Origin of the sequence: Lacticaseibacillus hulanensis (assembly GCF_004010095.1) — a bacterium.
GTDB lineage: Bacteria > Bacillota > Bacilli > Lactobacillales > Lactobacillaceae > Lacticaseibacillus > Lacticaseibacillus hulanensis.
This window is the reverse complement of record NZ_RRYD01000025.1, coordinates 1-22,069: the sequence shown is the minus strand read 5'-3', so window position 1 is coordinate 22,069 and position 22,069 is coordinate 1. Positions and strand designations below refer to the sequence as shown.

Genomic DNA, 22,069 nt, shown 5'->3' with positions numbered 1-22,069 from the left:
GGGATAGAAGACTTTGGTATGTCTTCTATCCCTTTTTTTGTTATCCATGTAATGCCAGGAACTCTGCCCCTGGGTCAATCGGCCGGTCTTCTTTCTCACGTGCTCCCAGAATCTGCATCAGCCGGTAATAATCCGTTTTGTCGAAATCATCAACCGTCCAATGCAACTGAGTCAAAGAACTTTTTGCCATTAGGTCAAAGTCTTCGAGCTTGTTTTCGAGAATAAAGACCAACTGCCACGCTGGAACTTTAGGCAGGTTCTTCGCTTTTCTCGGCGGTTTCTTCGTCAACCCCCATCAGCTGCTGCATGACGGATGAAATTGCATCAGTCAGCGCTTCAGGTTCCAAGGCCAGTAGTGCCTTCTTGTCCTTGGCTGTGTTGAGTCCGAGAACTTCGCCCATTAGGTCAACTTCTTCGTCAACCAAATCCATTGCACGCTGAATCTGTTGAACGGGCTTGAGACCTTTCATGTCCCCAGCCTTTGCTAGCGTGAGCTGCATGTGGAACATGGCGCGCATCATACCCGCCGTCACAGTCACGCTGTATTCCTCTGCGTTGTACTTAATGATCATGTGTTACGCCTCCTTTCCTGATGCAGCAGTGTCATCACTTGCAGGCGTGTTCGTGTTTGCTGCGCCGGAATCATCCTTAGTAGCTAGCTTGTACCCGCCAAAAACAGTCGCATACATCGCCGCCTCATCAAACTTGTCATCAAGGTCTGAATACATCTTGTAGGTCTGGTTGTCCATAGCCTTGGTAGCAAGCGCGGTGTATGTTGCGTCGTCGGTTTCTCGGGTCTGATTGTCGTTATCAGTCCCAATGTTCTGACTTGCGTAAGAAACCTGCCCATTACCGAACCCGTACCAGACCTTATGAACATGGTCAATCGCATGCGTTTCAATCAGCATTGCAACGTGAGGCTTGACTCCCGTCGGCGCCCAGCCACCCTTGCCGTCTGAAACCAGTCCGGCAATCTTGTTGCGCACGTCAAGTGCCAGGTTATTCGCGGTCCATGCAACGGAAGGCGCCGCTGCACCAATTGAAGTATCCTGCGTCGTGTCGTTACCGTAAATCTTCGTTGTTGAGCCTTCGAGTCCGGTAATGTTCGCGGTGGTAGAACCTTGGTCTTTGTAATCGACCTCGTAAATACCGGTTTCAGACAGTCCGTCATCCCCGGCAATAATCTGCTGCGTGGTAGGGTCAACAAGCGCCAACCGTACCATGCTTAAACCAACAACACCCATGTGTTAGTCCTCCTTTAACTGAATGTATCTGTCAAAATAAAATGTTTTCGTTAATTGTCCCGTGTCGGGGTCAATCGTGTGCGGTTCAGCTCGGCGAATAGTCCACCCAGCTTGCTCAAACAGTCGCATGACGGTCAGTTCGACAGGAACAACGTCCTCATTCAAGGTAATTGCCCAAAAAATCTGACACTCAACCGACTGGTCAAGTGCGTGGAATTTGTTGTTACCGAACTCCACCGGCTCATTGCGCGCCTCAGAAATACGAACCGTTGTGTGTTCAACGTCGTTCACATTTTCTTTTGGCACGTTATTGCTGAAGATGCTATCTAATTGCTGAATGTCAGCATCGGTTAGCATCGTCTTAGCTGCTTTAACTGGATTAAGTTCAACCATTCAATCACTTCGCTTTCATGATTGCCGAATATGCAGCGTGCTCGGCGGTAAGAGCGGCCGCTGTGGCTTCACGCCGCGCGTTATCAACGAAATGGTCCCCGCTTCGGTAAATTGTACCGTCGTTCAGAAACCGTGCGATATACGCCTTCTTGTTGCCGAAATAGACGGTTGATGTGCCGTCTTTGTTGCCGTCAACATCGGTTGGCGCGCTCATCACGCTTTCCGCCAGATGTGTTTGCCCACCGTTATCGTCGTTGTAATGCTTTGCACGTGTCACTTCAGCTAGCTTTGCCTGAAACACCTTGGCACCCGCCTGTGTAATCACTGTTCGTTCGGCGACCGACAGCTTAACGGCTTTTTCGGTCTCCTTCAGCCACTGTTCCAGAGCTTCATCCAATTGCACCGGATTTCATCCCCTTAGACTGCCGTAATGTCACATAATCGTATCGAATTAGAGTACCGGTGTCGTCATCTGGCGACACGGTTACCACATCGTAGTCAACGCCATCAATATAAACGTGCTGCGTTTCATTAATCTTGGCGTTGTGTCTAACTGCAATCACGCGGGTATGTTCCAAATCGGTACCGGTCAGCAGGTAGTTTTGTGCCATGCTCCGCTTGATTGCGGCGAAATGCAGCGTTACCTCCGGCTTGAAGGTCGGCACGTTCACACCCTGAGCATTTTCGAGACTAACCAATGAGCCAAACTTAGCCTTCTGCGTCATCTGCGCTGGCGTTAGTAGTTTCGCCACTAGTCTCACCCCCAAAATCAGTACCTTTCAACTGATTAATCATCATCAGGACTCCCTTGCTCAGTCCAGCCTCAAGCGAACGGTCAAAATATAGCTGGGTGACCAAGGTCTTCACTGCACGTGAAAAAATCGGATCAGTATAAAGCTTCGACAGCTCCACGTGTCGGTTAACTGACCGCTGAATAGTAACCTCGGCCATCGCAATCAGGTCAGTTACAATTGCCTCTTGGTCATCGTCGAGATTAAGCTCATCCAGCATTGTTTGCGCGCCAATTGCCATAGTGGCCTCCTTCCAACCGCCCCCAGACTCGGGTATTGTCCATTTCTAGGCGATTAAATTGTTAGCTACCCGGCAGTTGCTGCCGTCACAGTTACTGCAAGCGTGGCAGTCAAGCTGCCACTAGTAAACGTGATGTTTGCCTTACCGTCACCATCAGTGGCAGGTGCGACAAACGTGACGTCAAAGCCACCCCCATCGTGTGGTGCAACCGTAGCAACTGCTTCATTGTCACTTGCCGCTGTAACGGCAGAAATGACTGCTGAGGCGTCCGTTGCATCAGCTGGGTCAGTTGTAACGGTGACGGTCTTAACCGTACCTGCCGCGCCCGTGGCAGTCTTCTGACTCAATACAATCCCCGTTGCGGTAGTTGCAGCAGGTGGCGTAGTCTCGCCTGAATCATCAGCCCCGGTGGTATCACCAGCGCCAGTGTCAGGCGTTACGCTTTTGGGGAGAAATTCAAAAGTTCACCAGCTTCGTCAATCGCAACCACCACATCACTGCGAAGATAAGCACTGAGCTTTTCACCCCAAATGTCGTTGTCGGTCCACTTAACGGTGGTCTCCTTGCGTACCGCATCAAGCACACCAGCCTTCAGGTCACCAACCCAGCCACGAATGGCCGTGTCAGGTGTGTCGGTAGTACCAGCCTGAAGAATTTCATCTTCGACAAAGTACACCGGCTTACCAAGCAGCGTCTGGCCGCTTGCGGAAGTGATGGATGGCTGAAGCAGGTACCGGCCTTCGTTGTCTTTCCAAAGGTCAACAATGTTGTACGCGGACTGTGAAAGAACGAATGCGGTCTTGTAACCGGCCTTAATGTCAACGTTGACGGCAGTCTTCAGGTCATCAGCGGAGGCAATTGTCTTATTACGCTTGAACTTTAGAAGTGCAGCACCGATCAGGCGCTGTTCCGTCAGTCGTGTTGACTGGTTAATGAACTCACTTACGGTTGAGGCAATGCTGTTAGGGTCGTCATCAATCATTTCCTGACTGATTGGCAGCACCCCTGCACGGCTAATCACCTTGTAGTCAACACTCTTGTACTGAAATGCCAGTTCTGGGTTTTCAGCGAGTTCTTCCTTGGTGGTCAGACCCGCACCAGCCCGTGGAATCACAGGTAGCGTACCAGATGGCGTGTTAACAATCTTGCGGTTAACATGCTGATACAGGTCGTTGGGGTCTGGCGCCTCTTCGACAGCGGTCATGATCTGCTTTGGAATCACGGCCTCGTTATCAATCATCCGAACGCCATCACGCGCATGGCCGTGAGACTTAACGTACTGTTCAAAGCTCCGCACTTCCGCATTGGCAGCGGCGTTTTCGGTCAAGTTCTTGCTCATTTTCTTCTTTTCTCCCTTCTTTTGGTCCAGCGGGACGTCCTCGCCGGTTTCTTCCGTGTCATCAGTTGCATCGCCGTCATCGACTTGCTGTGTGTCGTCGCCGTTGTCGTTTGACTGCTGCGATTCATCTTCACTAGCAGCTGAGTCGTCTTCAGCTGATGCTTGTTCATCCTTTTTCTTGTTCTTATCGGTTTCTGAATCAGAACCGGTTGACTGAGCGTCATCCGTATTCTTTTCTTCAGTCTGGTCGTCCTTCACGTCTTTTTCTCCCTTCAGGTAATCGTCATAGGATCGTTTCACCGCCACAGAGGTTTCATCGTATGACGGCAGGCTGGTAAGACTCAGTTCGAACACATCAGCAATCTGATAGACGTGGCGGACTGTGTTGCCGTCATCATCCTCGCCCCAGCCAACACCACCATCGGCGTCAGTGTATCGGAATGAACATCCCTTAACATTCCCATTCTTAATGTTCGTGTAAGTGTCACGTCCCAGCTGAGTGTCGGGCAGCGTAGCAACGAAAAACAGACCCTTGTCATCAACCTTCACGGTCAACGTTCCAGAGTCTGCTCGCGCCAAAATGTTGTTAAAGTCATGTCCGAATAGCAGCTGCACGTCGCTAAGATCTATACCATCTAAGGCACCGGGTTCAATTACTTCATAAAATGGCATCGGTCGCGATGCTTCCCCGAAAAGAGCGGCATAGCCTTCAATCTGCATCCCCGGTGTCTCGCCTTCATCGCTAGTTGCATCGCGGATGTGCACCCCTGTGGGAATCGTCCGCACGTTAATCTTTGAATTGTCCATCACAATATCCCCCTATTCATCAGCATTTGATGTGCTTCTTGTGCCGAAATAATTGGCGTCGCGCCTTTAGTGCCAACGCCTGCGAGCTTTGTCACCATTTCCACAAAATCGGCATTCGTTGCATCAACTGAACTACTTTCGTCAATGTTGAACGGAACACCGAACTTAGCCTGAACTTCTGACTCAATCGGCTTAACGTAACGTCGTAGCGCGTTAGCGTAAAGGCTTTTCACCATGTTCAGGCTTGACTGCTGGTCACCTTGACCGTTCAGGTAACTATCCGGCACGCCGAACGCTTCGGCGATTGCGGTACGTCCAAAGTCCATTGTGTTGAGAAACTTTGCCACATCAGAATTAATCTGAATTGTGCTCATTGATAGGCCTTGGTCTAATACGATTGCCCGCCCAGCGTTCTCCCCGCTAGTCTGCTCTTCAAACGCGGTTCGAATATTCTCTTTGGCGTCCTTATCAAGTTCACCTTGTGGCACGGTAAGAGTGACAGATGGGTTAATTGCGTGCTTTAGTGTCGCCAGCGTCAGGTCATTACTGAACTGTTGCATGTTTAATGGCCCATTGAGTGACTGCAACGGACTAATACCAATTAGTTGCTGGTCGTCTTGTCCACTGGCCAGCAGTCTGAAGTGCAGTACGTCCTTCGACTTGTAACGTTTAATGCCACGTTCATCAGTCCAATTGACGTCGTAGGTTAAATCTTTTGCATAATCAGTTAGCGTTACTGTTACCTGAGACACTGCTGCTAATTCAATTCGCGTGGGTACACCTTGTTTGCGTGCTGTGATGATTGCATAAGCATTACCTGCCAACAGCATTTGAGCCACCACCGATTGCCAAAAATTAAATCCACTAATCAAATTGTTTGGCTGCTCAACTACCTGGTCAAAAGGCTGCGCAATCGAGCGACGAGCACCCGCCACATCGGAAGCGATGAGATTAACCACCGCGAACACGTCCGAGTTTCGTAACGCAAACGTTGCGTCAACCATGTGATTCGGTGTAATCACTCCGTTCGAGATGATAAACGGCTCGCCACCGCTCGGTAACACCCGACTTCGCGTGTTGAATTTCTGAAATGGGTTAATCATCGCTTAGCCCCCATTTCTGGGGTCACAATGTAAGCCACCACAATCAGCGCAAGCCCCAAAGCGGCGTATCCCAAAGTACGTGAGGCAATAAAACCCGCGTATACGAGCGACGCCGCTCCCGCCAGAAACAGAATCATTCCGGCGTTAGCAAAAATGCCGGTTAGGAACGCACTTAATCTGTTTTGCACTTAATTTTCCCCCTTTCGTGAGTTCTCACATCACTAACGTCATTAGAGCCGGAATTTTCGCTAAAATCCGAAATCTTGTTTGAAATAATCGTTAATCTGGTCGTTACTCATCCCTGCGAACGGTCCCTTGGCATCTTTAAGGCCATCATCTGGCGCCACATCGCTGAAATGATAGATTGCGCGGGAAAATGCGTTAATTGTCGCGTCCACAAAGTCAATTTTGCTTGTCGCCTTGTCTTTATCGACCTTAATACCGTTGTTGTCCCGTACCAAAATGGCATTGCGTAAGCTGTACTGGATGATGGGATCATCGACGTACTGAATACGATGCTGCACTAACAGTTCACGGAACTTTCCGGTTGGGTGGTCGAGCGTCCGCGTACCTTGGCGAATCGGCAGCATTAACCAATCAGTCAATTTATCCAGCTTAAGAATAATGTCTGAGGTTTCCCAAGCGTCATAGCAGAAATATTCAACTTTAAGCTCGTTAGCTTCGACAAAATCCATTAACCAGGTGTAAACTTGCTCATCATTAATCATCCCCCAGCGGTTTGAGGCGATACTGGCAAAGCCTTTAGTTTCCGCGGCCTGATAATTGATGCCATCTTGCTTAGACTTAATCATGACGTTACCCTGGGCGCGTGCGGTCGGCACAAAGCTGTGCTGATAAACGTAATAGTTCGGCATACCGTCATCCCCCAGATATGGGAACACCAGTGCAACAGCGGTGTCATCGCTGAAATGGGATAAATCCCAACCGATGTATACCGACTGTCCCCTAATATCTAACGGTGGCGCCTGCACAATCGCATGGTTAATGTCTTCAAGGTCAACGTAATTGTTCACCTTTACCTGCAACCAGATATTGAGGTTCTTGTTCTGGAACTCCGCAATTGTGCCATCGCTCAGTTTGGTGTCACGTTCAGCAATTAGACTTGCCAGCATACTGTCATGCTTGCTTTCAAGTCCAAGAATGGGGTTACTTTTTTCCCATGAGTCTGGCGAGTTAACTTCTTTGGGGTCGTCCTGCTGATACAGGATCATTAAATAGTCATCCAGTGCGCGGTCATCGTCGTGCAGCATTGCTTCATGCACCATCTTTTCATCACCGTAAAGTGGGCTATTGCTATCTGGGTACGCCGTTGAAATCTGCCAAAATTGACTATCACGCACCTGAACCTGACCAGATGTGGCTTTACCGTTGTTCTCGCGAATCTTCCCCATTCGCTTGTCATCCCCGGCTTCATCAGAAACAATCAGGCGAAAGTGATAGCTATCGAGCTGCCCTGAATCATGTGAAAGGCGTACCAGTTGGTTCTGACTCTTGTTCGACCGTACCACGTCATCCAGTGGCTTAATTGCTTGCCGTTCAAACATCGTCCGGAACGGCCCCAACTCAGCAAGCTTTATGAACGTCAACTTGATGTATCGAAATCCTTTTTTTGCTTGCTTCGTGACGGGAGCAATGTATCCGAGGTCTTGGTTGTACAAGCCGTCTGATTCAATCAGGTAGTCATACGCCAGCAGAATATTGGTTTCGTACGTCTTCCCGTTTGTCCGCGCGACTGAAAAAAGCACGCGATGAAATCGTCGTTCATCGCTGAGGTTTCGCCAGCCTTGGCTCCATGCAAATATTGCTTTTTGCCACAGCATAAGCGGTAATGGCTTGCCTGTATCGACGTCGGGACAGATTGACGCAAAACCAAGCACCGCGCGCACCTTCTTCAGGTCATACCGGTAAGGGAAGTCTTCACGCCCTTGGCGCAACAGGTCTTGTAGGTGACGGAACGCCTGAAGCTTAATGTCCTCATCCGCAATCACCTGACCTTCCAACACTGCAAACGCGTATCTTGTTCCGGGGTCGCGGTACTTGGTGAAAATTTCCGTGTATGCTCCCGCATCTCGTTGTTCCTGATACGCACCCAGCACGGTAACATTCTTTTGTGATAGGTCATATTCCCGCACTAGAAATCATCCCCCTTAGTAGCATTGTCAATCAGGTCAGCCACCGTTTCCTCAGCACCATCATCGGGTTTCAGTAGGTCGAGCATCTTGGCGCGACTCTGTGGGGTGAGTCCCAAGGCGTCACACTGCATTTTTATCTTTGCAGTGGCGTCACTCAAAATTAATGTCGACGGATTGCGCCGGTAGCCAACAAAGTCCTTGCCTTTGACCTCACCAAGCGGTGTCACCACGGTCTTGAAGATTTTCGTCTGAATCCCATTCTCCTGAATTTCCAGATACGCCTTTTGTTCCATTTCTAATTGCTCACACAGCAGGCGCACCGTGTACACGTCGGCCGCTGAAACAATTGCCGTCTCGTTCAGCATCGGTACAATTGTCTTCCAAGCCTTGCGGGCAAAACCCTTCAAGTAGGTTGGTGGCCTCAATGGTAGCTTGCCCTGGTCTTTTTGCTTTTCAACCATTTTCTTCGTCAGTTCACGTTGCTCCGGCCGGGCGTCTTCATCGAGCGTCAGCTTGCGTGGTCGTCCCATCATTTTGCGTCATCCTTTCTGAGGCCCCCCTCCCCCAAACTTTCCGACTTTACGGAATTTTTTCGCAAGAAGGCTCCATTGTTATGGCGCTCTTCCGGCGTTTGTATGGGGCGGGGGTTCAATTTCGTTGTTCAAAAGTAATTCACTTTTACACATCTCTAACGTCAATCGCGCCGGAATTTCTGAACGAAAACACAAAAACAGCCCAGGTTTCCCCAGGCTGTTCATTATTTTGTGTGTATTCGCTCGCGTATCACCTTCGCCCACCACTCACAGCTCAGGTGCATCAGCTTAGTATCACCGTTGGGCTGAGCAGCTATGTGCTGTTCTAGCTCAGTCTTGATGGTATGGCACCGATAGCACAACGTCCATAGGTTGCTCGGGTCAAGCGCCTGCGTCCACGTGCATAGCCTTCGCGGTATGATGTGGTCAACTAGTTTGCGGTCTTTCACAACCTCACCACAGGCCTGACACGTAGCCATGTCGCGACTGTACACGTGGTCTCTGACTGGTCGCCACTGCTTGCTGTGATAGAAGGCGTTGGCTTCCTGGTCTCGGCCAGTAGCATTGTACTTCTGATTGGCGGCTGACCTCAGTGCCTTAGTGGCTGCCGCAAGTGACCGGCTAAGCGGTGTGTCAGGTACTGGATGCCTTTGCCGCATAACTTCCCAGTGCTGCCTGCAATAGCGCTGTCCCATTGGAATAACCTTGTGACAGTTGGTAATACCACACTCATGAACTCTTGGCATATTCTCACATCCTCACTATGCGGTGTTCAATCGACGTCAGCCGGTCAGCCACCTCATTAACCAAACGATAACGATCATGCAGCGGTGCGTGCGGAAAGTCGTTGAGCAACATACTCTGGTTACTGATACCAGGCAGTTCGCCAACCAAATCTTCAGCATAGTTACGATACTGGTCAATCCAAATCTGCGTTGAAACATCTGTGTATGACTTCTGTGCCAGCAAGTGGTCAAGCTCAATCAAGCAATTCATCTCACTCATGAGTTCTTCATCCTTACGCGTTTGAATCAGTCCCCAAATCTTCTCGCGGTGACGTGTGCAATATTTTTCTGCTGCCACCAGCTTCGTGCGGAACTGTTTATCAGTCAGGCCCATCAGCTTCATCGTGTGCGCCTTGCCGTGCTCCAATACTAGGCGTGTGAATTCTTGGGTCTTCTTGCTGGCAAACAGATGCGGAATCATCTCAACAGCCTGGTCAACATCGTCAGGCGTCCGTGTCCCCGACTCAAGTCGAATCGTGTCAACGTATCCTGAAGATTCCAGTTGGCGCTGTGCTTGAAGTTTCCGCTTCTTCTCTCGGAAGTGCTTGCGCAACATGTCACGGCGCGAATAAATTATTTTGAAACTAAACGCCATGTCATCGCTAGCAATCGCCTGTGTCACCTGGTCATCATCATAGTCTTTCAGTCGGTGCGTCATTAATTCGGTCAGCAAGTCCGCCATTGCGTCTGCATCCTTAACGTGCAGGCAATTAGCAAGCTTGTGGGATTCTACGGTTAGCGTCTGATACGTGGCTAATCGCTCAATTGTTTCGTTCTTCAGCAACGCCTTCACACCCCTCGCATGGTATAATTAGTTATCGAACTATTACCCATGCGTGCCAGTGCTGGCGCGCTTTTTTTATGCTCTGCGTTTGATAGGATACTTGCGGATGTTAGCAAGGAATACATCCTGAACCTTATTGGTGTCAGCGAACCAGACACGGACTAGTGATGAACCACGGCCACGTCCGCCCCATCCGGCCTGCTTACCGATGAACTTGATGGCGATGCCCATTTGAAGCTTGTGATGCTTGTCGCCAATCGTTCCTGGTTCCTTGACCTGCACCGGTGTGCCCCACCAGAAATCATGTGGTTCCTGCTCAATTGTTTGTTCACTCATGTCGGTCACCTATTCCCAGGGAAAAGGTACTCAGCGCCAATATCAATACAACGCCCAGAACAATCCCAATAACGTCCCACACAATTTGTTTGGTTTCCGCGCCAATCGCTAAATCCATTCCGAGAGAAAGTGCCCATGTGATACTCGCGATTAGATTGAGGCCAATAGCAATCAAGTAAAAGCGCTTATCCGATTTTTTCATCTTCCGCCTTTGCCCTTTCCGTCATGAGCTTGACGCGCACACGTAAAGCGTCTCGCATCCGCAACATGCCCTGATACTGATCAGCCATCGCTATATATTCACGCAACGGAATATCTTTTCGATGCTCCGCCGTGATGAACTTGCCTAGACGTTCAGTCTTGCTTTCATGTATGCGCAGCTCTTCCTGAACCTGCTGAAGACGTGAGCGCACGGGATGTTTCAGCGTCCATTCACGTTCTGCCTCTACTTGTGAATCAGTCATTGTTTCGCACCTCCGTAATGCGGCGGTTGAGCAGTTCCACCTGTGCCGTCAGTGTTTTTTGGAGCATGATGTTTTGACTTGCCTGAATCTCCACCAGCGATGCCTGCTCAAAGTCTCCTTTTGAAGCCAATTGACGAGCTTTTTCTGTGTAATCGGTATGCTGCTCTTTAAGCTCTTCCAGTTGGTGCTTTAAACACATGCCCTGACTCATAAGACTCACAATTTTTTGTTCAGACCTAGAGCACAACTGAACTTCAAACTTTGTGTTAGTGTCGCTCAAACGCTGAAGAAAAGTAGAGACAATTGCGCGGTCACTATTGCTGAGCTGCTCCAACATTTCGCCAACAGTATCATAGGAGTTGGCAACTTTCAGCAGCTTGTCTACGTCAATTTCATGTTTTGCCATTAGTCTTCACTCCCATCCCAGTCTGGCACCAGTAACCACATGGCGCGGTCCGTTGCTTGTGCTATGCGTGCAACCTGGTCAATGTGCAAGCGAGTACGCCCGTGTTCCCACATAATCACCCGTTGAGACGTGACGCCCATTGCTTCAGCAAGTTCATCCTGTGTCATGTGCGCGTGCTCACGTGCTTGACGAATCCTAACCCCTAGGTCAATTAAAAACTCGTGCATCGTCATCCATCCTTCCTGAATACCGCACCGCGTTGGTGCCGTTGCCGTAATAAATTTGCTTCCAACTGCCTGTGCCCAGATACTGCACCATTACCTGCTGAGTGTCGCTGTAAAAGGCCTGCGTGTCTGGTTCCCAGTACTTCAGCATGTGTGCCCGCTTCGGCGCCCGTGCCTTGGCTGTGTGCTTTGGCTTAATCACTTCGCCCACCTCGGTTCTAATTTCAAGTCTTTCACCTTGGTTAACAGCAGCTTCAACTCGCGCCCATCAATGCGATCAATGAGCAGTGCCCCATCAGCTATGTTGGTGTGCAGTGCAAGCCCTTCGAACTTCTGGCCGGTCTCCATGACTGCCTTGTAGTAAATCGTCTTTTCCATGTCTAACTCCTTATGCACTCTTTCTTTTTCCACATTTTGAGGTATGCGCCCCACTCGCCAGTGAGTTCGTTCATTACATACTGGATGGGTGCCACAATCTCCCACTCATCGCCGTATTCCTTTTCAAACATCACATAACCCTTGGCTGGGTCTTCAGCAGCTTCGCGTACCTTCTTCTTGCTGTACTTGTGGTCATTCTTAGTCTCAACTGGGCGCTGAAGATTACGTGATGAACTCCAACGCTTTTTACCCTTTGGTGCCTTAACCATGTACCGTGCTAGTCCCTCAATTTTGTTGTGTTCCTTGTCTAAATCGGGATCAATGCGTTGTGCATCCGGCTTGCCTAACTTTTGTCGTTTTTCCTTCCAGAGACCTTCGAGTGTGTCCCGATCCATGCCATTCATCAGCAAGTGATGATGTGGACGAATCCGAATCGTTCCATCTTCGTTTAACTGATATTCGGTAACCAGGATATATTTGAGGTCTGGTAGACCTAGCTTCTTACGTTTAGCCTTCACTCGCCGAATGAACAAGGTTACGTGGTGCTCGGCTTCCTCAATCGTGCTTGGAAGGTGGTCATCATTGTATGTGAGGGTCACAAACAGGTCGCCCTCATGAAAGTTCCCGTTTGCTAATTGCACCAGGTATCGCTTGCTATTCTTTTCGTTTAAATTAGCCTGCTTCGGTTCGGTAACCTTCTGCTTACGTTTCCGCTTGCCTCTACGAATCGGTTCATCCTGAGCAGTGTCACGTGTGAATATGTCTATTTCCTGATAGCCATCTCCCACAACAACCCGCTTCTCACGAACATACTTCATCTTTGCTACCTCTCTTCACCAGTAACGTCAGAATCTTATTACCTATAACAAGCACCCAAAACCTCATTTGAGGCCTAAAAAATAGCCGTTGACGAATTACGGGTTAGAGACTACGATTACCTTATCCGTAAGCAATCAGAGTCGTTGGCCCCTCGCCAATGACTTTTTTTGTGCAGTTTTTCACGCAATGAAATCAAAGTGTTCTGAAATTTCGTTCTGAAGTTCATCACGCATGGTCTTCGTGTTCAGCAGGCGCACGGTGAGAATGCACTCCTCATCGTCCGCGTATTCCTGCTCAACTGCGACCGTGCCCGCGATGCCCCGCCGGTGTAAGTAATCTTTAACGGATTCGCGTGCAGCCCATGCGTAAGCGGTCGTAACGTCAAACTGAATTTCCTGTGGGCTAAACTTGCTGCTCAATTTTTTCACGCTCCTTAGTCAATGCTTCACGGAACTTAGACAAAGCTTCAATTCCGGCCTTCCCTTCAGCTGCCTTATCCTCGCCGAGTAAGACTGCCATCACATACGGATCACGCACGTGACTTATAATGTCTTCTACCGCGCTGATTTCTCTTAATCGCCCCGCTGTAAAGCCCTGAAGATAGCTTTTTTCAGCAAGCTCATCAATCCTAGCCATGTTGTTCATCCTACTCGTTTGCGCTTTGAATGCGTTCGTATAGTTCAAAATCTGGTTCCCAGTTAGCGTAGAAGTGCTGCGCCCGGTCGAACTCCTTTTTTGGGGTGTCCTGGTATGCTGCAACGCCGAACTTGCGCCGGTACTCAATCATGATGGAACGGAACGCTGAAGCACGAACGGCGGTGTCAGCATACGCTTTGGACTCCTTGCCACCCAGCAGTTTAACTACTCGTTTGCGTCGCGACTGCTCTAACAGATGATCCTGATACTGTCGAATTGGTGCGGTATTCTCAATGTCATCCATCCGCTGCATCAGCTCACCAAACTTTCGACTGAGCTGGTCAACCTGCTTGCCCAGCGCCTTAGTCACCCCGCCACCGGGGTGAATAGTAACCACTTCGTTGTCAGCCATTAATAATCATTCCTCCTTCCACTGCGTTAAGCACTTGCCCCAGTTCAGACGTCAGCGTTGCAAGGTGGTCATACGCGTGCTTGATTGTCTTAAATGCAGGATCATCGGCGTCAAGTTCCTCAATGTCGGCCTTATATAGCATTGGCGATGCCTGATCTATTACTTCGTCAAGCTTGCCCTTCCAGTCGTAAATATTCCCGACTGCCGCCGCTTGACGAATGATAGACTGCTTTTTGCTTTGGGCTTCAGTAATCTGCTGCTGAATCTTCTTGAACTGCTCGGAGCCTTCTTGATACTGCTGAAGCTTCTGCTCCAACTCATCAATCTGTTCCTTCTGACGCTTGTTCGCCTTATACAGAAAGTCCTTGTCTTGCTTGGTCTTCTTGTAATCAGCTGGTTCAACCTCAACCGGAATTTCAACGCGTTCAGGCTCCTGATTCTTCAGGGCCTCGTTCTCTGCAAACAGATTGCTAATTTCTTTCTCGCGTTGTTTCAGTTTTTTCTTGGTTTCTTGCAGTTCGCGAACCGTCATGTCCTTCGGTTTCTTGACATCCCCGTTAGACAATTCTTGGGGCCTGTCGCGTTCTTCTTCAGGGATGCTGGCGATGAGATACAACGCTTGGTTACTTAAATGCGCCAACGTTGTCGTATTTGGTAATTCGCGAGCCACCTTCATGAAACGTTGTGCTTCGCGACGCTCCATTCCAACGGTCTTCAGGAACGTGCCAAACTCACCGTGAGCTAGGTCGTGCTCCTTTACGTGAATCAGACGGCGACCAATCTCAAAAATTGCTGAACCGGCCACGTTCTGGTATGTCTTAATCTCGGTGGTTAAGGTTGTCAGGTTGTCTGACAGTGCTACTTCATTCAATGTGCATCCCCTCTATTTCTCTAATCCAATGTGCTTCATGAATCCGGCGAACCCATTGCTGAGAATGTCGGATAGTGCCATACCTGCGACGAATGCGACCAACACTAATGCCACCGTCGGCCGGTGCGTCATAATCAGTTGAAACATGTTGCCACCTCCTAGTAGCGTTCTGTGCCGTGCTTTTCCATGAACTCAGAGAAATGCTCGGCGTAAATCATGTAGCCGGTCTGGCCTTCAGCAGGGTACCCAACCGCCCAGTTTTCAAGCTCCTGCCGGTAATGATTCAAGAAGCCTTCACGTCCTTTGCGCGTGCGTGTGCCAGCACGTCCAACGAACCATTCATAAGACTTGCCATAGAAGCGTTGCGCTTCAGTGAGATTCATCGTCTGCGGACGTTCCTGGGCTGGTTGCTGTGCTCCGGTCATTGCAGTAATTACCGGGCCAAACACAGCCATTAGCTGGTCCCACTTCTGGGCTTTCTCTTCAATCGTCAGTTCCATCTTGTTCACCTTCTTCAGTACGTTGTTCCTTGTACAACCCGTCTATTGCGCTCACTAGGTCTAACAACACGCTGTGGGTTTCAGATGTATCTCTTCAGCACTCATCCCGACCGTCATGGCCTTCGCAAAACTAATTATTTCTTTATCAATCGGATCGCTTGTTTCAAGAGCGTTGGGAATTTAATCAAGCCGAAATTCTTGTCCCTGCCAAATCATGAATAGATTTCCTTTTGCTTGAGGCCATTGTTTAAAGATGGCCTCTTTTTCATACGTGCTCGGAAGCATTCCTTCTGCACTGGGATTGTTGTCAGCTGTAATTGGCACCTTGTCCACACCAACACACCTTTTTTGCGTATGTGTTTCAACAAAACGTGGCGCCTTGTAATACATCAGACGAACTGTTTGCATCCCCGTCACCTCCTTCCGTTGTGTGTGCTATGTCAGCTGCCTCCCCCGCTGTATAATTACAGCGAAAGGATGGCGTGACTAATGAAAAACTACCAATCAATGCTGAAGCTAATTCTTGCTTGCCCCCAAACATCAGAGGCGAACCCACTTGAACGAGACTTGTCAAAATACTTCGATCACAATTACACCTACTGGCTAAACGACCTGAAGGGGCAAAAGCTAGTTTCAGGTTTCACCAAGCTTGCCAATTATGAAGGAACTAGCAAAAATCTCTGGATTGTTCGGCTTACCGATGAGGGACTGCACTACTTTGATAAACGGAAGGAAGACAATAGGCGCTTTTGGTTCCGTAGCTTTTTGATTCCCATTGCCGTGTCATTCATCACCACTCTGCTTACCAATGCAGTAGCGCACCTGTTCTAGTTAAGCGGCCAGGATAGCATCATTAGAATTGAAACCAGCATTGCAGTGATAACGCTCACGAATATTGGCGTTAGGTAGTCTTCAAATATCTTCTTGTTTGACGCGTCGATTTTTTCATCGAGGCGTTTTTCTTCGTCTTTGTTGAGCAATTATCCCCACCTCCTTCCGTTGTGTGCGCTATGCAGGTTGTGGCTCCTTGTCGCGTTTATGCGACTTTGGCTGTAAAAAAATTTGAATGACTTCAGCATCACTCAACGGAATGTAATCCTTCATCCGAAAAATTTCTTCAGCCGTGAAACGCGTGCCACCTTCGTTAAGTTTGCGATAAAACGTGCTACGGTTAATTCCAATTGCTGATGCAATGGCATCACCAGTAATGTGTCGCTTACTCATTGTTTCTTTAAGCTGGTCAACTTTCACGTCTAGCATTGAATCGCTCCTTTCTTGTCGCATTAATGCGACTTCCATGAACCCATCATAATTTCACCAGGATTGAATGTCAATATAAAAATCGCAAAATTGCGACTTTTATTGTTGCAATTTTGCGACTGCGTTATATACTTAGGGTATGAAATGAGGTGCACTTAATGAATATCGGCGAAACTATTAAGCAATTAAGAAAAGAACGCCACATCAGTGCTGACGCGTTGGCTGAAAAGATTGGCGTATCACGTTCAACAATGTTCCGTTACGAAAAAGGCGACATAGAAAAAGTACCAATTGAAATTGTCGCTAAGATTGCTGAGGCATTAGACGTTGAACCCGCTGTGTTGATGGGTTTGAAGGCTGACACCGTTGATCAGATTTCTAAAGTATCCCGTGTCCTCTTGCCAGACCGGCAGCATAAAGTTCTTAACTACGCTCAACATCAACTGGATGAGCAAAACTCGCCTGCCACCTCCCCTGTTCATGATTATGAGGATCCGGAACTGCTTGCAGCTCACTTGGAGAATCGTAACCTCAACGATGAACAGCAGGAACGTGTTGATGATTATATAGCCAAACTTCTTCAGGAAGAGAAAAAGGAGTGACGTCCTTGGACGTTCAGGAACAACTGTTAGCGAACAACGATCAGTACCAGATTAAGGTTAAACTCGATATGCCCAGCGAACTCGGCGGGCTGACTCACGGACGCATAATCTATCTCAATGGGCGTAAGTCCAAAGCTGAACTTAACCAGAATCTTGCTGAAGAAATCGGCCACGAAAAGTTTACCGTCGGCAACATTGTTCATGAGGACAGCAACAGCGATACTCAGCAGGAAAACAAAGCACGCGTCTGGGGAATGCAACAATTGGTTTCCTTAAATGCCCTTGTAGACGCTTGGCAGGCTGGCGCGTGCAGTCCTCAAGAGGTTGCCGAAGAGTTGGAGGTAACACCCGAATACCTCCTTGACGCAATTGAGATGTGGCGTACCAAGAAGGGACTCACGTTCTGGCACGGTGACTATTACTTTGACCTAACCAACGGCATACAAATACAAAGGTACGACGAATAATGGAATATTAAAGATCGTCTTAGCGGCGACACCGAACAACAAAAAAAGCTCATCCCCGAATAGTCCTGGCAGACCTGGGATGAGCTTAAAAGAAAAGGTACGCTTTGGGCGCACGCTCTTTGCATACCCCATTTTACAGCAATCACACGGAAAATGGGAGGAATTAATAATGGCAAGTTATCAGAAACGCAATGGGCTGTGGCGGTACCGTGTCAGCTGGCGCGACAATGACGGCGTGCGCCACGCCAAAACAAAAGGAGGTTTCCGCACTAAAACGGAAGCATCAGCAGAGGCCACCAAGTTAGAGGCTGACCTCGTAACTGGTACCGACCTCGGGAAGCGTGCAACCACGTTGGTTAAATACTGGCATGACTGGTATACCACGTACAAGCTGGGCAAGCGCGCAGCCATCACAGAAAGTTTTTACGTCAACATTGAGAACACACTGGCGGCGTTCTTTCAGGACACTGAGCTAGGTGAGGTATCCCCCTCATTGTGGCAAAAGTTCATCAATGACTATGGCGCCACTCATGCCCGTATCACCGTCACCAAGGTTAACGGCTACGTGCGGGCAATGGTTCGCACGGCGCTGAACGAACAAACGCTGCACACAGATTTTACGTTTGGCGTTGAACTCACTGGCGACAAAAGCCGAGTCAAATCCGAGTCAGACAAATATCTGCAACTAGATCAGTTTGCTAAGGTGAATGAAGTGGCATTTGACCGCGCCAGTTTTGAACGTCTTTCGTCGGTTGCCGTGTATGTAGGTGCTCAAACTGGGATGCGAATTGCTGAGGTTCTAGGATTGACGTGGGACAACGTGGATGAGGTCAACAGCACCATCACCGTCAACAAATCTTGGGACGGGCGTGAGCTAGATTTCAAGCCCACAAAGACCCCTTCCAGTAACCGCACGGTGGAAGTTCTTCCAAAGGTCATTACCCTGTTACAAAAAATTCACAATCAGCAGGCACAATGGTTAATGAGGACAGGACTTAGGAACAACAAAAACTGTGTGTTCTTTTCTAAGATGGGTCAGGTACTCAGTGGCACCGCCTGCAACAAGTCACTCGGAAAAATCGAAACGGCTGCGGGCATCCCCGAAAATGAGCAAATCACTTTCCACGGTCTGAGACATACCCACGTCAGTTACCTGCTGAGTCAGGGCACTGACATTTATTACATCAGCAAGCGGCTAGGCCATAGCAACGTGCAAATCACGTTAACGACTTATAGTCACCTGCTGCAGTCTCAGCGGGACGCGCAAGCATCAATAGCCCTCAAAGCCTTGTCGCTCTTGGGGTAGCGCGTTTTCGGTGACCAAAACAGCCAAAAACGGCCTGTGGTCACCGTTTGGTCACCGAGTGGTCACCGACTATCCGAAAAGCCCCGAAAACGTCCGAAGACAAAAAAATAGAAACGCCGTTATATCAGCGTTTCTAGCGATTGTCCGAAGTGCTCCGAACGTCAATTATGGAGATGAGGGGAATCGAACCCCTGTCCATCAACCCTGGCAACACGCAGGTCTACACTCATAGTTGACCTACTTGGATTAAACACGAGGGGAGCGCCGGTCAGCCTGGCTAACCCCCAAGTGCGCACCCACTATCTCTTATCAACGCCTCGGGTAGCAGCGTTAACCGTAGTCCAATGATTTGAGACCTGGCTCCGAGCCTTGGACGAACCCGGACAGATCACGCCTTGCTACTTACTAGGCAGCGAGAGCGTAAGAATTGTTGTTTTTTGCAGTTAATAAACTGTGCCGTTGATGACGGAGCCGAGCCCTCCGGAGTGCACCACGTGCCCAAAAATCAATGTCGAGACCATTACATCCCCGATATAACTTAAGCTTATCATCCGTAATCGGCGTTGTAAACCCGCAGCAAGCACTGCTACGGGGACATTGAAAGTTTGCAAGGACTTCAGCAACATTTTTCATGCAATTGGTCCCAATATTATAAAAATCATAGTAAAATCAAGGTAAGTTGGTATCGCTGAAAAAAGGCGTGGGGAACGTAAGGAAGGTAAAAAATGAAAATTCTGATGATTGAAGATAACCAGTCTGTTGCCCAAATGATGGGGATGTTCTTCCAAAAGGAGCAGTGGGAATACGCGAACGCATACGATGGTGAAGCTGGCCTTGCCATGTTCAAGGAAGATCCAAGCAGTTTTGACATCATCACGCTCGACCTGAACCTGCCCAAGATGGACGGCATGGAAGTGGCAAAACACATCCGTGAAATCAGCACCACGGTTCCGTTAATCATGCTCACGGCGCGCGACACCGAAAGCGATCAGGTACTCGGGCTCGACATTGGGGCCGATGATTACGTCACTAAGCCGTTCTCCCCCATCACGCTCATCGCCCGCATCAAGGCATTGCACCGGCGCGCCGACATCACGGAGCCGGTGCAGGCAGCAGCGGCGGAACCCGATTCCGATTTTGACGTTGTGACTAGTCACTTCAAGCTCAGCACCAAGACGCGTGAGGCCTACCTGAATGGCCAGCAAATTGAGGGATTAACCCCCAAGGAATTTGACCTTCTGCGCACCCTTGCCCAGAGCCCCAAGCAGGTCTTCTCCCGTGAGCAATTGCTGCAATTGGTCTGGGAATACGAGTACTACGGGGATGAACGGACGGTTGACGCCCACATCAAGAAGTTACGCCAGAAGATTGAAAAAGTCGGCGCCCAGGTAATTCAGACCGTTTGGGGCGTCGGCTACAAATTCGATGATTCGGGGCTTGATCAATGAAATTAATTTACCAGCAAATGATTGGCTTTCTTTCGCTAATCATTGTTGCCCTGTCGGTTGTCTCACTCATGTTCATTAGCATCACAACCAATAATGCCTGGGAAACTAATTCACGGCAACTGGCTGGCTACACGGAAACACTTGAACAAAATGCCGTGCTCAGCGACATGACCATCAACACCGCCTTCCTCGCCAACAACGAACGCCTGCTCAGTGGTCAGCAAGTCCAATTTTTGATTTATAACTCAAGCAACCAGCAGCGTTACCCCTTCCAGACGGCCCAGGGAAGTATCCCGAAGAAGTACTGGAAGTTACTGAAAAAGGGCGAAAGCGTCAGCGTCCGGGCCACGGCCAGTTTGCCAACACGTAACGGTCACAACCGCACCGTCAACGCCGCGATTTACTACCGGCCCGTCTTCTATTCGGGCAAGCTGCTGTACGTGATTGAAGCCCTCGAACCAGTTGAAACCATCCAGTCGGCAATCAACAAGACGCAAAAGTCAATCTTCATTGCCTTTGTGATTTCGGCCCTAACCGCAGTGGTGCTCAGTTACTTCATCGCAAGACGCCAAGTTGAACGCATCAACCGGCTCCGGAATGCGACCCACGAAATCGCACAGGGTAATTATGACGTCGAGCTCGACACGCACGGGCGCGACGAAATCAGTGAACTCGCTGCGGACTTTGGCGACATGACCACCGCCCTGCAGGATAGCGAAAAGGAAATCGAGCGGCAAGAAGAACGACGCCGGCAATTCATGGCCGATGCCGCCCACGAAATGCGCACCCCGCTGACGACCATCAACGGCCTGCTTGAAGGACTCGCATACGACGCCATCCCTGAAGACATGAAGGCCAAGAGTATTGAGCTGATGCGCAACGAGACCAACCGCTTAATCCGGCTGGTGAACGAAAACCTTGACTACGAGAAGATCCGTACGGGTCAAATTATGCTCAAGAAAAAGACGTTTAACGCCAAACAGGTCCTGCTCAACATCAGCAACCAGCTCGAGAAAAAGGCAACGGATGCGGGCGACCAGCTAACCATCGATGCGCCAGATGACCTGACCGTCTTTGCCGACTACGACCGCTTCGTCCAAATCATCTTCAACATCGTCCAAAACGCGATTCAGTTCACGCAAAGCGGCACAATTAAGGTTGTCGGCAAGCACGGGTTCCACCAATCCGAATTCAGCATCAGCGATACGGGGATTGGGATGACCGATGACCAGATCAAAAACATCTGGGAACGGTACTACAAGGCCGACCCTTCCCGGAAAAACACCAAGTACGGCGAATCCGGCCTGGGCCTGGCCATCGTCCACCAACTGATCACACAGCACGGCGGCACCATCAAGGTCGAGTCCACCCCAAACGTCGGCACCACCTTCACCATTACCTTCCCCGACGACTCACAAGCGAAAGACATGTGATTTTGTCTGTTGTTCCTGTCGCTGTCCGGCAGCGTCAGCTTGGTTGTTGAGGTAGACCAGTGGCGTCGCTCCGCGTTGTGGGGTTTGACCTCCGGGCCCGGGCTGGGCCTCGGGTGTGCTTCGCCGTGATCGCTGTGGCGGTCGTCTGGAGCCGGAAAACCGCCGTCTCCAGACTAAAAATTTAGCTTTGCATCGTCGCAGCCTGAGTCTAACTCGTACGATGTTTGGTATGTGAGCGAAGCCTCTTTCTCGTGCCTAAATCCTGAATGCTCCTCAATGCAAATCTAAATTTTTCCCACAAAGAAAAGGGGTGTGCCAACCGCAAAAACCGCGG

Annotated in this window: 37 protein-coding genes and 1 other RNA gene; 6 read left to right on the top strand and 32 right to left on the bottom strand. The window is 49.5% G+C overall.

The features are described 5' to 3' along the window. Positions 1 to 40: 40 nt before the first annotated feature. From EKN00_RS10850 to EKN00_RS07205, 29 genes are all read right to left on the bottom strand, one after another. The gene (locus tag EKN00_RS10850; protein ID WP_164848069.1) at positions 41 to 190 is read right to left on the bottom strand and encodes a hypothetical protein; all 150 of its coding nucleotides are present in this window, start codon (positions 188 to 190) and stop codon (positions 41 to 43) included. Between the two features lie 58 nt (positions 191 to 248). Beyond that, positions 249 to 572 (bottom strand): phage tail tube assembly chaperone, encoded by a 324-nt coding sequence (locus tag EKN00_RS07335; protein ID WP_127849484.1) that lies wholly within the window; start codon positions 570 to 572, stop codon positions 249 to 251. Positions 573 to 575: 3 nt separating this feature from the next. Beyond that, positions 576 to 1,244 (bottom strand): phage tail protein, encoded by a 669-nt coding sequence (locus EKN00_RS07330; RefSeq protein ID WP_127849483.1) that lies wholly within the window; start codon positions 1,242 to 1,244, stop codon positions 576 to 578. Between the two features lie 3 nt (positions 1,245 to 1,247). Further along, a complete protein-coding gene (locus tag EKN00_RS07325) occupies positions 1,248 to 1,637 on the bottom strand; it encodes a DUF806 family protein (RefSeq protein WP_127849482.1) in 390 nt (129 codons plus the stop codon). A gap of 4 nt (positions 1,638 to 1,641) precedes the next feature. After that, entirely contained in the window at positions 1,642 to 2,040 is a 399-nt protein-coding gene (locus tag EKN00_RS07320) for an HK97 gp10 family phage protein (protein WP_127849481.1), read from the bottom strand. Next, a complete protein-coding gene (locus tag EKN00_RS07315) occupies positions 2,027 to 2,389 on the bottom strand; it encodes a phage head closure protein (protein WP_127849480.1) in 363 nt (120 codons plus the stop codon). The genes EKN00_RS07320 and EKN00_RS07315 overlap by 14 nt, the downstream gene beginning before the upstream one ends. After that, positions 2,346 to 2,669, bottom strand: coding sequence for a head-tail connector protein (locus EKN00_RS07310; protein ID WP_206611271.1), 324 nt, complete (start codon positions 2,667 to 2,669; stop codon positions 2,346 to 2,348). Before EKN00_RS07310 ends, EKN00_RS07315 begins: the two co-directional genes overlap by 44 nt. A 65-nt stretch (positions 2,670 to 2,734) precedes the next feature. Further along, a complete protein-coding gene (locus tag EKN00_RS07305; protein ID WP_127849479.1) occupies positions 2,735 to 3,016 on the bottom strand; it encodes a hypothetical protein in 282 nt (93 codons plus the stop codon). A gap of 89 nt (positions 3,017 to 3,105) precedes the next feature. Next, on the bottom strand, positions 3,106 to 4,815 hold the full coding sequence (locus EKN00_RS07300) for a phage major capsid protein (RefSeq protein WP_127849478.1): 1,710 nt from the start codon (positions 4,813 to 4,815) through the stop codon (positions 3,106 to 3,108). After that, positions 4,815 to 5,918 (bottom strand): phage portal protein, encoded by a 1,104-nt coding sequence (locus tag EKN00_RS07295; protein WP_127849477.1) that lies wholly within the window; start codon positions 5,916 to 5,918, stop codon positions 4,815 to 4,817. Before EKN00_RS07295 ends, EKN00_RS07300 begins: the two co-directional genes overlap by 1 nt. Then, positions 5,915 to 6,106 carry a hypothetical protein gene (locus EKN00_RS07290; protein WP_127849476.1) on the bottom strand — a complete coding sequence of 64 codons (192 nt, stop codon included), beginning with the start codon at positions 6,104 to 6,106 and terminating at the stop codon, positions 5,915 to 5,917. Before EKN00_RS07290 ends, EKN00_RS07295 begins: the two co-directional genes overlap by 4 nt. Before the next feature lie 60 nt (positions 6,107 to 6,166). Beyond that, positions 6,167 to 8,071, bottom strand: coding sequence for a terminase TerL endonuclease subunit (locus EKN00_RS07285; protein WP_127849475.1), 1,905 nt, complete (start codon positions 8,069 to 8,071; stop codon positions 6,167 to 6,169). Further along, positions 8,071 to 8,604, bottom strand: a complete 534-nt coding sequence (locus tag EKN00_RS07280) for a phage terminase small subunit P27 family (RefSeq protein ID WP_127849474.1) — start codon at positions 8,602 to 8,604, stop codon at positions 8,071 to 8,073. The genes EKN00_RS07285 and EKN00_RS07280 overlap by 1 nt, the downstream gene beginning before the upstream one ends. 224 nt (positions 8,605 to 8,828) lie before the next feature. Next, positions 8,829 to 9,083, bottom strand: a complete 255-nt coding sequence (locus EKN00_RS11055; RefSeq protein ID WP_241559470.1) for an HNH endonuclease — start codon at positions 9,081 to 9,083, stop codon at positions 8,829 to 8,831. Between the two features lie 271 nt (positions 9,084 to 9,354). Further along, a complete protein-coding gene (locus EKN00_RS07270) occupies positions 9,355 to 10,173 on the bottom strand; it encodes a hypothetical protein (protein WP_127849472.1) in 819 nt (272 codons plus the stop codon). Between the two features lie 75 nt (positions 10,174 to 10,248). Further along, a complete protein-coding gene (locus EKN00_RS07265; RefSeq protein ID WP_127849471.1) occupies positions 10,249 to 10,509 on the bottom strand; it encodes a hypothetical protein in 261 nt (86 codons plus the stop codon). A gap of 185 nt (positions 10,510 to 10,694) precedes the next feature. After that, on the bottom strand, positions 10,695 to 10,973 hold the full coding sequence (locus EKN00_RS07260) for a crAss001_48 related protein (protein WP_127849470.1): 279 nt from the start codon (positions 10,971 to 10,973) through the stop codon (positions 10,695 to 10,697). Next, positions 10,966 to 11,379 carry a hypothetical protein gene (locus EKN00_RS07255; protein WP_127849469.1) on the bottom strand — a complete coding sequence of 138 codons (414 nt, stop codon included), beginning with the start codon at positions 11,377 to 11,379 and terminating at the stop codon, positions 10,966 to 10,968. The genes EKN00_RS07260 and EKN00_RS07255 overlap by 8 nt, the downstream gene beginning before the upstream one ends. Next, positions 11,379 to 11,606 (bottom strand): helix-turn-helix domain-containing protein, encoded by a 228-nt coding sequence (locus tag EKN00_RS07250; RefSeq protein ID WP_164848068.1) that lies wholly within the window; start codon positions 11,604 to 11,606, stop codon positions 11,379 to 11,381. Before EKN00_RS07250 ends, EKN00_RS07255 begins: the two co-directional genes overlap by 1 nt. Beyond that, positions 11,587 to 11,805, bottom strand: a complete 219-nt coding sequence (locus EKN00_RS07245; RefSeq protein WP_127849467.1) for a hypothetical protein — start codon at positions 11,803 to 11,805, stop codon at positions 11,587 to 11,589. Before EKN00_RS07245 ends, EKN00_RS07250 begins: the two co-directional genes overlap by 20 nt. Further along, a complete protein-coding gene (locus tag EKN00_RS07240) occupies positions 11,802 to 11,981 on the bottom strand; it encodes a hypothetical protein (RefSeq protein ID WP_127849466.1) in 180 nt (59 codons plus the stop codon). The genes EKN00_RS07245 and EKN00_RS07240 overlap by 4 nt, the downstream gene beginning before the upstream one ends. Before the next feature lie 2 nt (positions 11,982 to 11,983). Continuing rightward, positions 11,984 to 12,799, bottom strand: a complete 816-nt coding sequence (locus tag EKN00_RS07235) for a rolling circle replication-associated protein (protein WP_127849465.1) — start codon at positions 12,797 to 12,799, stop codon at positions 11,984 to 11,986. 180 nt (positions 12,800 to 12,979) lie between these two features. Further along, positions 12,980 to 13,219 carry a hypothetical protein gene (locus EKN00_RS07230; RefSeq protein ID WP_127849464.1) on the bottom strand — a complete coding sequence of 80 codons (240 nt, stop codon included), beginning with the start codon at positions 13,217 to 13,219 and terminating at the stop codon, positions 12,980 to 12,982. Beyond that, on the bottom strand, positions 13,203 to 13,436 hold the full coding sequence (locus EKN00_RS07225) for a hypothetical protein (protein ID WP_127849463.1): 234 nt from the start codon (positions 13,434 to 13,436) through the stop codon (positions 13,203 to 13,205). Before EKN00_RS07225 ends, EKN00_RS07230 begins: the two co-directional genes overlap by 17 nt. A 10-nt stretch (positions 13,437 to 13,446) precedes the next feature. After that, entirely contained in the window at positions 13,447 to 13,848 is a 402-nt protein-coding gene (locus EKN00_RS07220) for an ORF6C domain-containing protein (protein ID WP_127849462.1), read from the bottom strand. Continuing rightward, complete coding sequence (locus tag EKN00_RS07215) at positions 13,841 to 14,719, bottom strand: DUF3102 domain-containing protein (RefSeq protein WP_127849461.1); 879 nt, start codon at positions 14,717 to 14,719, stop codon at positions 13,841 to 13,843. Before EKN00_RS07215 ends, EKN00_RS07220 begins: the two co-directional genes overlap by 8 nt. A 12-nt stretch (positions 14,720 to 14,731) precedes the next feature. Beyond that, positions 14,732 to 14,866, bottom strand: coding sequence for a hypothetical protein (locus EKN00_RS11085; RefSeq protein WP_277749630.1), 135 nt, complete (start codon positions 14,864 to 14,866; stop codon positions 14,732 to 14,734). Positions 14,867 to 14,877: 11 nt separating this feature from the next. Then, positions 14,878 to 15,219 (bottom strand): hypothetical protein, encoded by a 342-nt coding sequence (locus tag EKN00_RS07210; protein WP_127849460.1) that lies wholly within the window; start codon positions 15,217 to 15,219, stop codon positions 14,878 to 14,880. A 180-nt stretch (positions 15,220 to 15,399) separates the two neighbouring features. Next, positions 15,400 to 15,627: a hypothetical protein gene (locus tag EKN00_RS07205; RefSeq protein ID WP_127849459.1), complete on the bottom strand. Its 228-nt coding sequence runs from the start codon at positions 15,625 to 15,627 to the stop codon at positions 15,400 to 15,402. Between the two features lie 81 nt (positions 15,628 to 15,708). Here EKN00_RS07205 and EKN00_RS07200 point away from each other — a divergent pair, with 81 nt between their 5' ends. Next, the gene (locus EKN00_RS07200; protein WP_127849458.1) at positions 15,709 to 16,050 is read left to right on the top strand and encodes a hypothetical protein; all 342 of its coding nucleotides are present in this window, start codon (positions 15,709 to 15,711) and stop codon (positions 16,048 to 16,050) included. Here EKN00_RS07200 and EKN00_RS10845 read toward each other — a convergent pair. Beyond that, the gene (locus tag EKN00_RS10845) at positions 16,047 to 16,199 is read right to left on the bottom strand and encodes a hypothetical protein (protein ID WP_164848067.1); all 153 of its coding nucleotides are present in this window, start codon (positions 16,197 to 16,199) and stop codon (positions 16,047 to 16,049) included. The two genes, EKN00_RS07200 and EKN00_RS10845, sit on opposite strands and share 4 nt — an antisense overlap. 28 nt (positions 16,200 to 16,227) lie before the next feature. Further along, on the bottom strand, positions 16,228 to 16,479 hold the full coding sequence (locus EKN00_RS07195) for a helix-turn-helix domain-containing protein (protein WP_206611270.1): 252 nt from the start codon (positions 16,477 to 16,479) through the stop codon (positions 16,228 to 16,230). Positions 16,480 to 16,637: 158 nt separating this feature from the next. Between EKN00_RS07195 and EKN00_RS07190 the strand changes: the two genes are divergently transcribed. From EKN00_RS07190 to EKN00_RS07180, 3 genes are all read left to right on the top strand, one after another. Then, the gene (locus tag EKN00_RS07190) at positions 16,638 to 17,081 is read left to right on the top strand and encodes a helix-turn-helix domain-containing protein (RefSeq protein WP_127849457.1); all 444 of its coding nucleotides are present in this window, start codon (positions 16,638 to 16,640) and stop codon (positions 17,079 to 17,081) included. Further along, positions 17,078 to 17,548 carry an ImmA/IrrE family metallo-endopeptidase gene (locus tag EKN00_RS07185; protein ID WP_127849456.1) on the top strand — a complete coding sequence of 157 codons (471 nt, stop codon included), beginning with the start codon at positions 17,078 to 17,080 and terminating at the stop codon, positions 17,546 to 17,548. Before EKN00_RS07190 ends, EKN00_RS07185 begins: the two co-directional genes overlap by 4 nt. Before the next feature lie 169 nt (positions 17,549 to 17,717). Then, on the top strand, positions 17,718 to 18,854 hold the full coding sequence (locus EKN00_RS07180; RefSeq protein ID WP_164848066.1) for a site-specific integrase: 1,137 nt from the start codon (positions 17,718 to 17,720) through the stop codon (positions 18,852 to 18,854). 165 nt (positions 18,855 to 19,019) lie between these two features. Here the strand turns inward: EKN00_RS07180 and ssrA are convergent. After that, positions 19,020 to 19,384, bottom strand: a transfer-messenger RNA (tmRNA) gene (gene ssrA, locus EKN00_RS07175). A gap of 195 nt (positions 19,385 to 19,579) precedes the next feature. Between ssrA and EKN00_RS07170 the strand changes: the two genes are divergently transcribed. Both EKN00_RS07170 and EKN00_RS07165 read left to right on the top strand, forming a co-directional pair. Next, positions 19,580 to 20,302, top strand: a complete 723-nt coding sequence (locus EKN00_RS07170; RefSeq protein WP_127849454.1) for a response regulator transcription factor — start codon at positions 19,580 to 19,582, stop codon at positions 20,300 to 20,302. Next, positions 20,299 to 21,735, top strand: a complete 1,437-nt coding sequence (locus EKN00_RS07165; RefSeq protein WP_127849453.1) for a sensor histidine kinase — start codon at positions 20,299 to 20,301, stop codon at positions 21,733 to 21,735. The genes EKN00_RS07170 and EKN00_RS07165 overlap by 4 nt, the downstream gene beginning before the upstream one ends. The last annotated feature ends 334 nt before the right edge of the window (positions 21,736 to 22,069 follow it).

What these genes read in the sequence shown, in the direction of transcription:
- EKN00_RS07310 (WP_206611271.1), bottom strand. Translation starts at nt 2,669, where the DNA reads ATGGCAATTGGCGCGCAAACAATGCTGGATGAGCTTAATCTCGACGAT.
- EKN00_RS07220 (WP_127849462.1), bottom strand. Translation starts at nt 13,848, where the DNA reads ATGGCTGACAACGAAGTGGTTACTATTCACCCCGGTGGCGGGGTGACT.
- EKN00_RS07205 (WP_127849459.1), bottom strand. Translation starts at nt 15,627, where the DNA reads ATGCAAACAGTTCGTCTGATGTATTACAAGGCGCCACGTTTTGTTGAA.
- EKN00_RS07240 (WP_127849466.1), bottom strand. Translation starts at nt 11,981, where the DNA reads ATGGAAAAGACGATTTACTACAAGGCAGTCATGGAGACCGGCCAGAAG.
- EKN00_RS11085 (WP_277749630.1), bottom strand. Translation starts at nt 14,866, where the DNA reads ATGTTTCAACTGATTATGACGCACCGGCCGACGGTGGCATTAGTGTTG.
- EKN00_RS07210 (WP_127849460.1), bottom strand. Translation starts at nt 15,219, where the DNA reads ATGGAACTGACGATTGAAGAGAAAGCCCAGAAGTGGGACCAGCTAATG.
- EKN00_RS07265 (WP_127849471.1), bottom strand. Translation starts at nt 10,509, where the DNA reads ATGAGTGAACAAACAATTGAGCAGGAACCACATGATTTCTGGTGGGGC.
- EKN00_RS07330 (WP_127849483.1), bottom strand. Translation starts at nt 1,244, where the DNA reads ATGGGTGTTGTTGGTTTAAGCATGGTACGGTTGGCGCTTGTTGACCCT.
- EKN00_RS07325 (WP_127849482.1), bottom strand. Translation starts at nt 1,637, where the DNA reads ATGGTTGAACTTAATCCAGTTAAAGCAGCTAAGACGATGCTAACCGAT.
- EKN00_RS07170 (WP_127849454.1), top strand. Translation starts at nt 19,580, where the DNA reads ATGAAAATTCTGATGATTGAAGATAACCAGTCTGTTGCCCAAATGATG.
- EKN00_RS07225 (WP_127849463.1), bottom strand. Translation starts at nt 13,436, where the DNA reads ATGGCTAGGATTGATGAGCTTGCTGAAAAAAGCTATCTTCAGGGCTTT.
- EKN00_RS10850 (WP_164848069.1), bottom strand. Translation starts at nt 190, where the DNA reads ATGGCAAAAAGTTCTTTGACTCAGTTGCATTGGACGGTTGATGATTTC.
- EKN00_RS07180 (WP_164848066.1), top strand. Translation starts at nt 17,718, where the DNA reads ATGGCAAGTTATCAGAAACGCAATGGGCTGTGGCGGTACCGTGTCAGC.
- EKN00_RS07280 (WP_127849474.1), bottom strand. Translation starts at nt 8,604, where the DNA reads ATGATGGGACGACCACGCAAGCTGACGCTCGATGAAGACGCCCGGCCG.
- EKN00_RS07335 (WP_127849484.1), bottom strand. Translation starts at nt 572, where the DNA reads ATGATCATTAAGTACAACGCAGAGGAATACAGCGTGACTGTGACGGCG.
- EKN00_RS07255 (WP_127849469.1), bottom strand. Translation starts at nt 11,379, where the DNA reads ATGGCAAAACATGAAATTGACGTAGACAAGCTGCTGAAAGTTGCCAAC.
- EKN00_RS07250 (WP_164848068.1), bottom strand. Translation starts at nt 11,606, where the DNA reads ATGCACGAGTTTTTAATTGACCTAGGGGTTAGGATTCGTCAAGCACGT.
- EKN00_RS07190 (WP_127849457.1), top strand. Translation starts at nt 16,638, where the DNA reads ATGAATATCGGCGAAACTATTAAGCAATTAAGAAAAGAACGCCACATC.
- EKN00_RS07260 (WP_127849470.1), bottom strand. Translation starts at nt 10,973, where the DNA reads ATGACTGATTCACAAGTAGAGGCAGAACGTGAATGGACGCTGAAACAT.
- EKN00_RS07165 (WP_127849453.1), top strand. Translation starts at nt 20,299, where the DNA reads ATGAAATTAATTTACCAGCAAATGATTGGCTTTCTTTCGCTAATCATT.
- EKN00_RS07195 (WP_206611270.1), bottom strand. Translation starts at nt 16,479, where the DNA reads ATGCTAGACGTGAAAGTTGACCAGCTTAAAGAAACAATGAGTAAGCGA.
- EKN00_RS07295 (WP_127849477.1), bottom strand. Translation starts at nt 5,918, where the DNA reads ATGATTAACCCATTTCAGAAATTCAACACGCGAAGTCGGGTGTTACCG.
- EKN00_RS07300 (WP_127849478.1), bottom strand. Translation starts at nt 4,815, where the DNA reads ATGGACAATTCAAAGATTAACGTGCGGACGATTCCCACAGGGGTGCAC.
- EKN00_RS11055 (WP_241559470.1), bottom strand. Translation starts at nt 9,083, where the DNA reads ATGGCTACGTGTCAGGCCTGTGGTGAGGTTGTGAAAGACCGCAAACTA.
- EKN00_RS07200 (WP_127849458.1), top strand. Translation starts at nt 15,709, where the DNA reads ATGAAAAACTACCAATCAATGCTGAAGCTAATTCTTGCTTGCCCCCAA.
- EKN00_RS07235 (WP_127849465.1), bottom strand. Translation starts at nt 12,799, where the DNA reads ATGAAGTATGTTCGTGAGAAGCGGGTTGTTGTGGGAGATGGCTATCAG.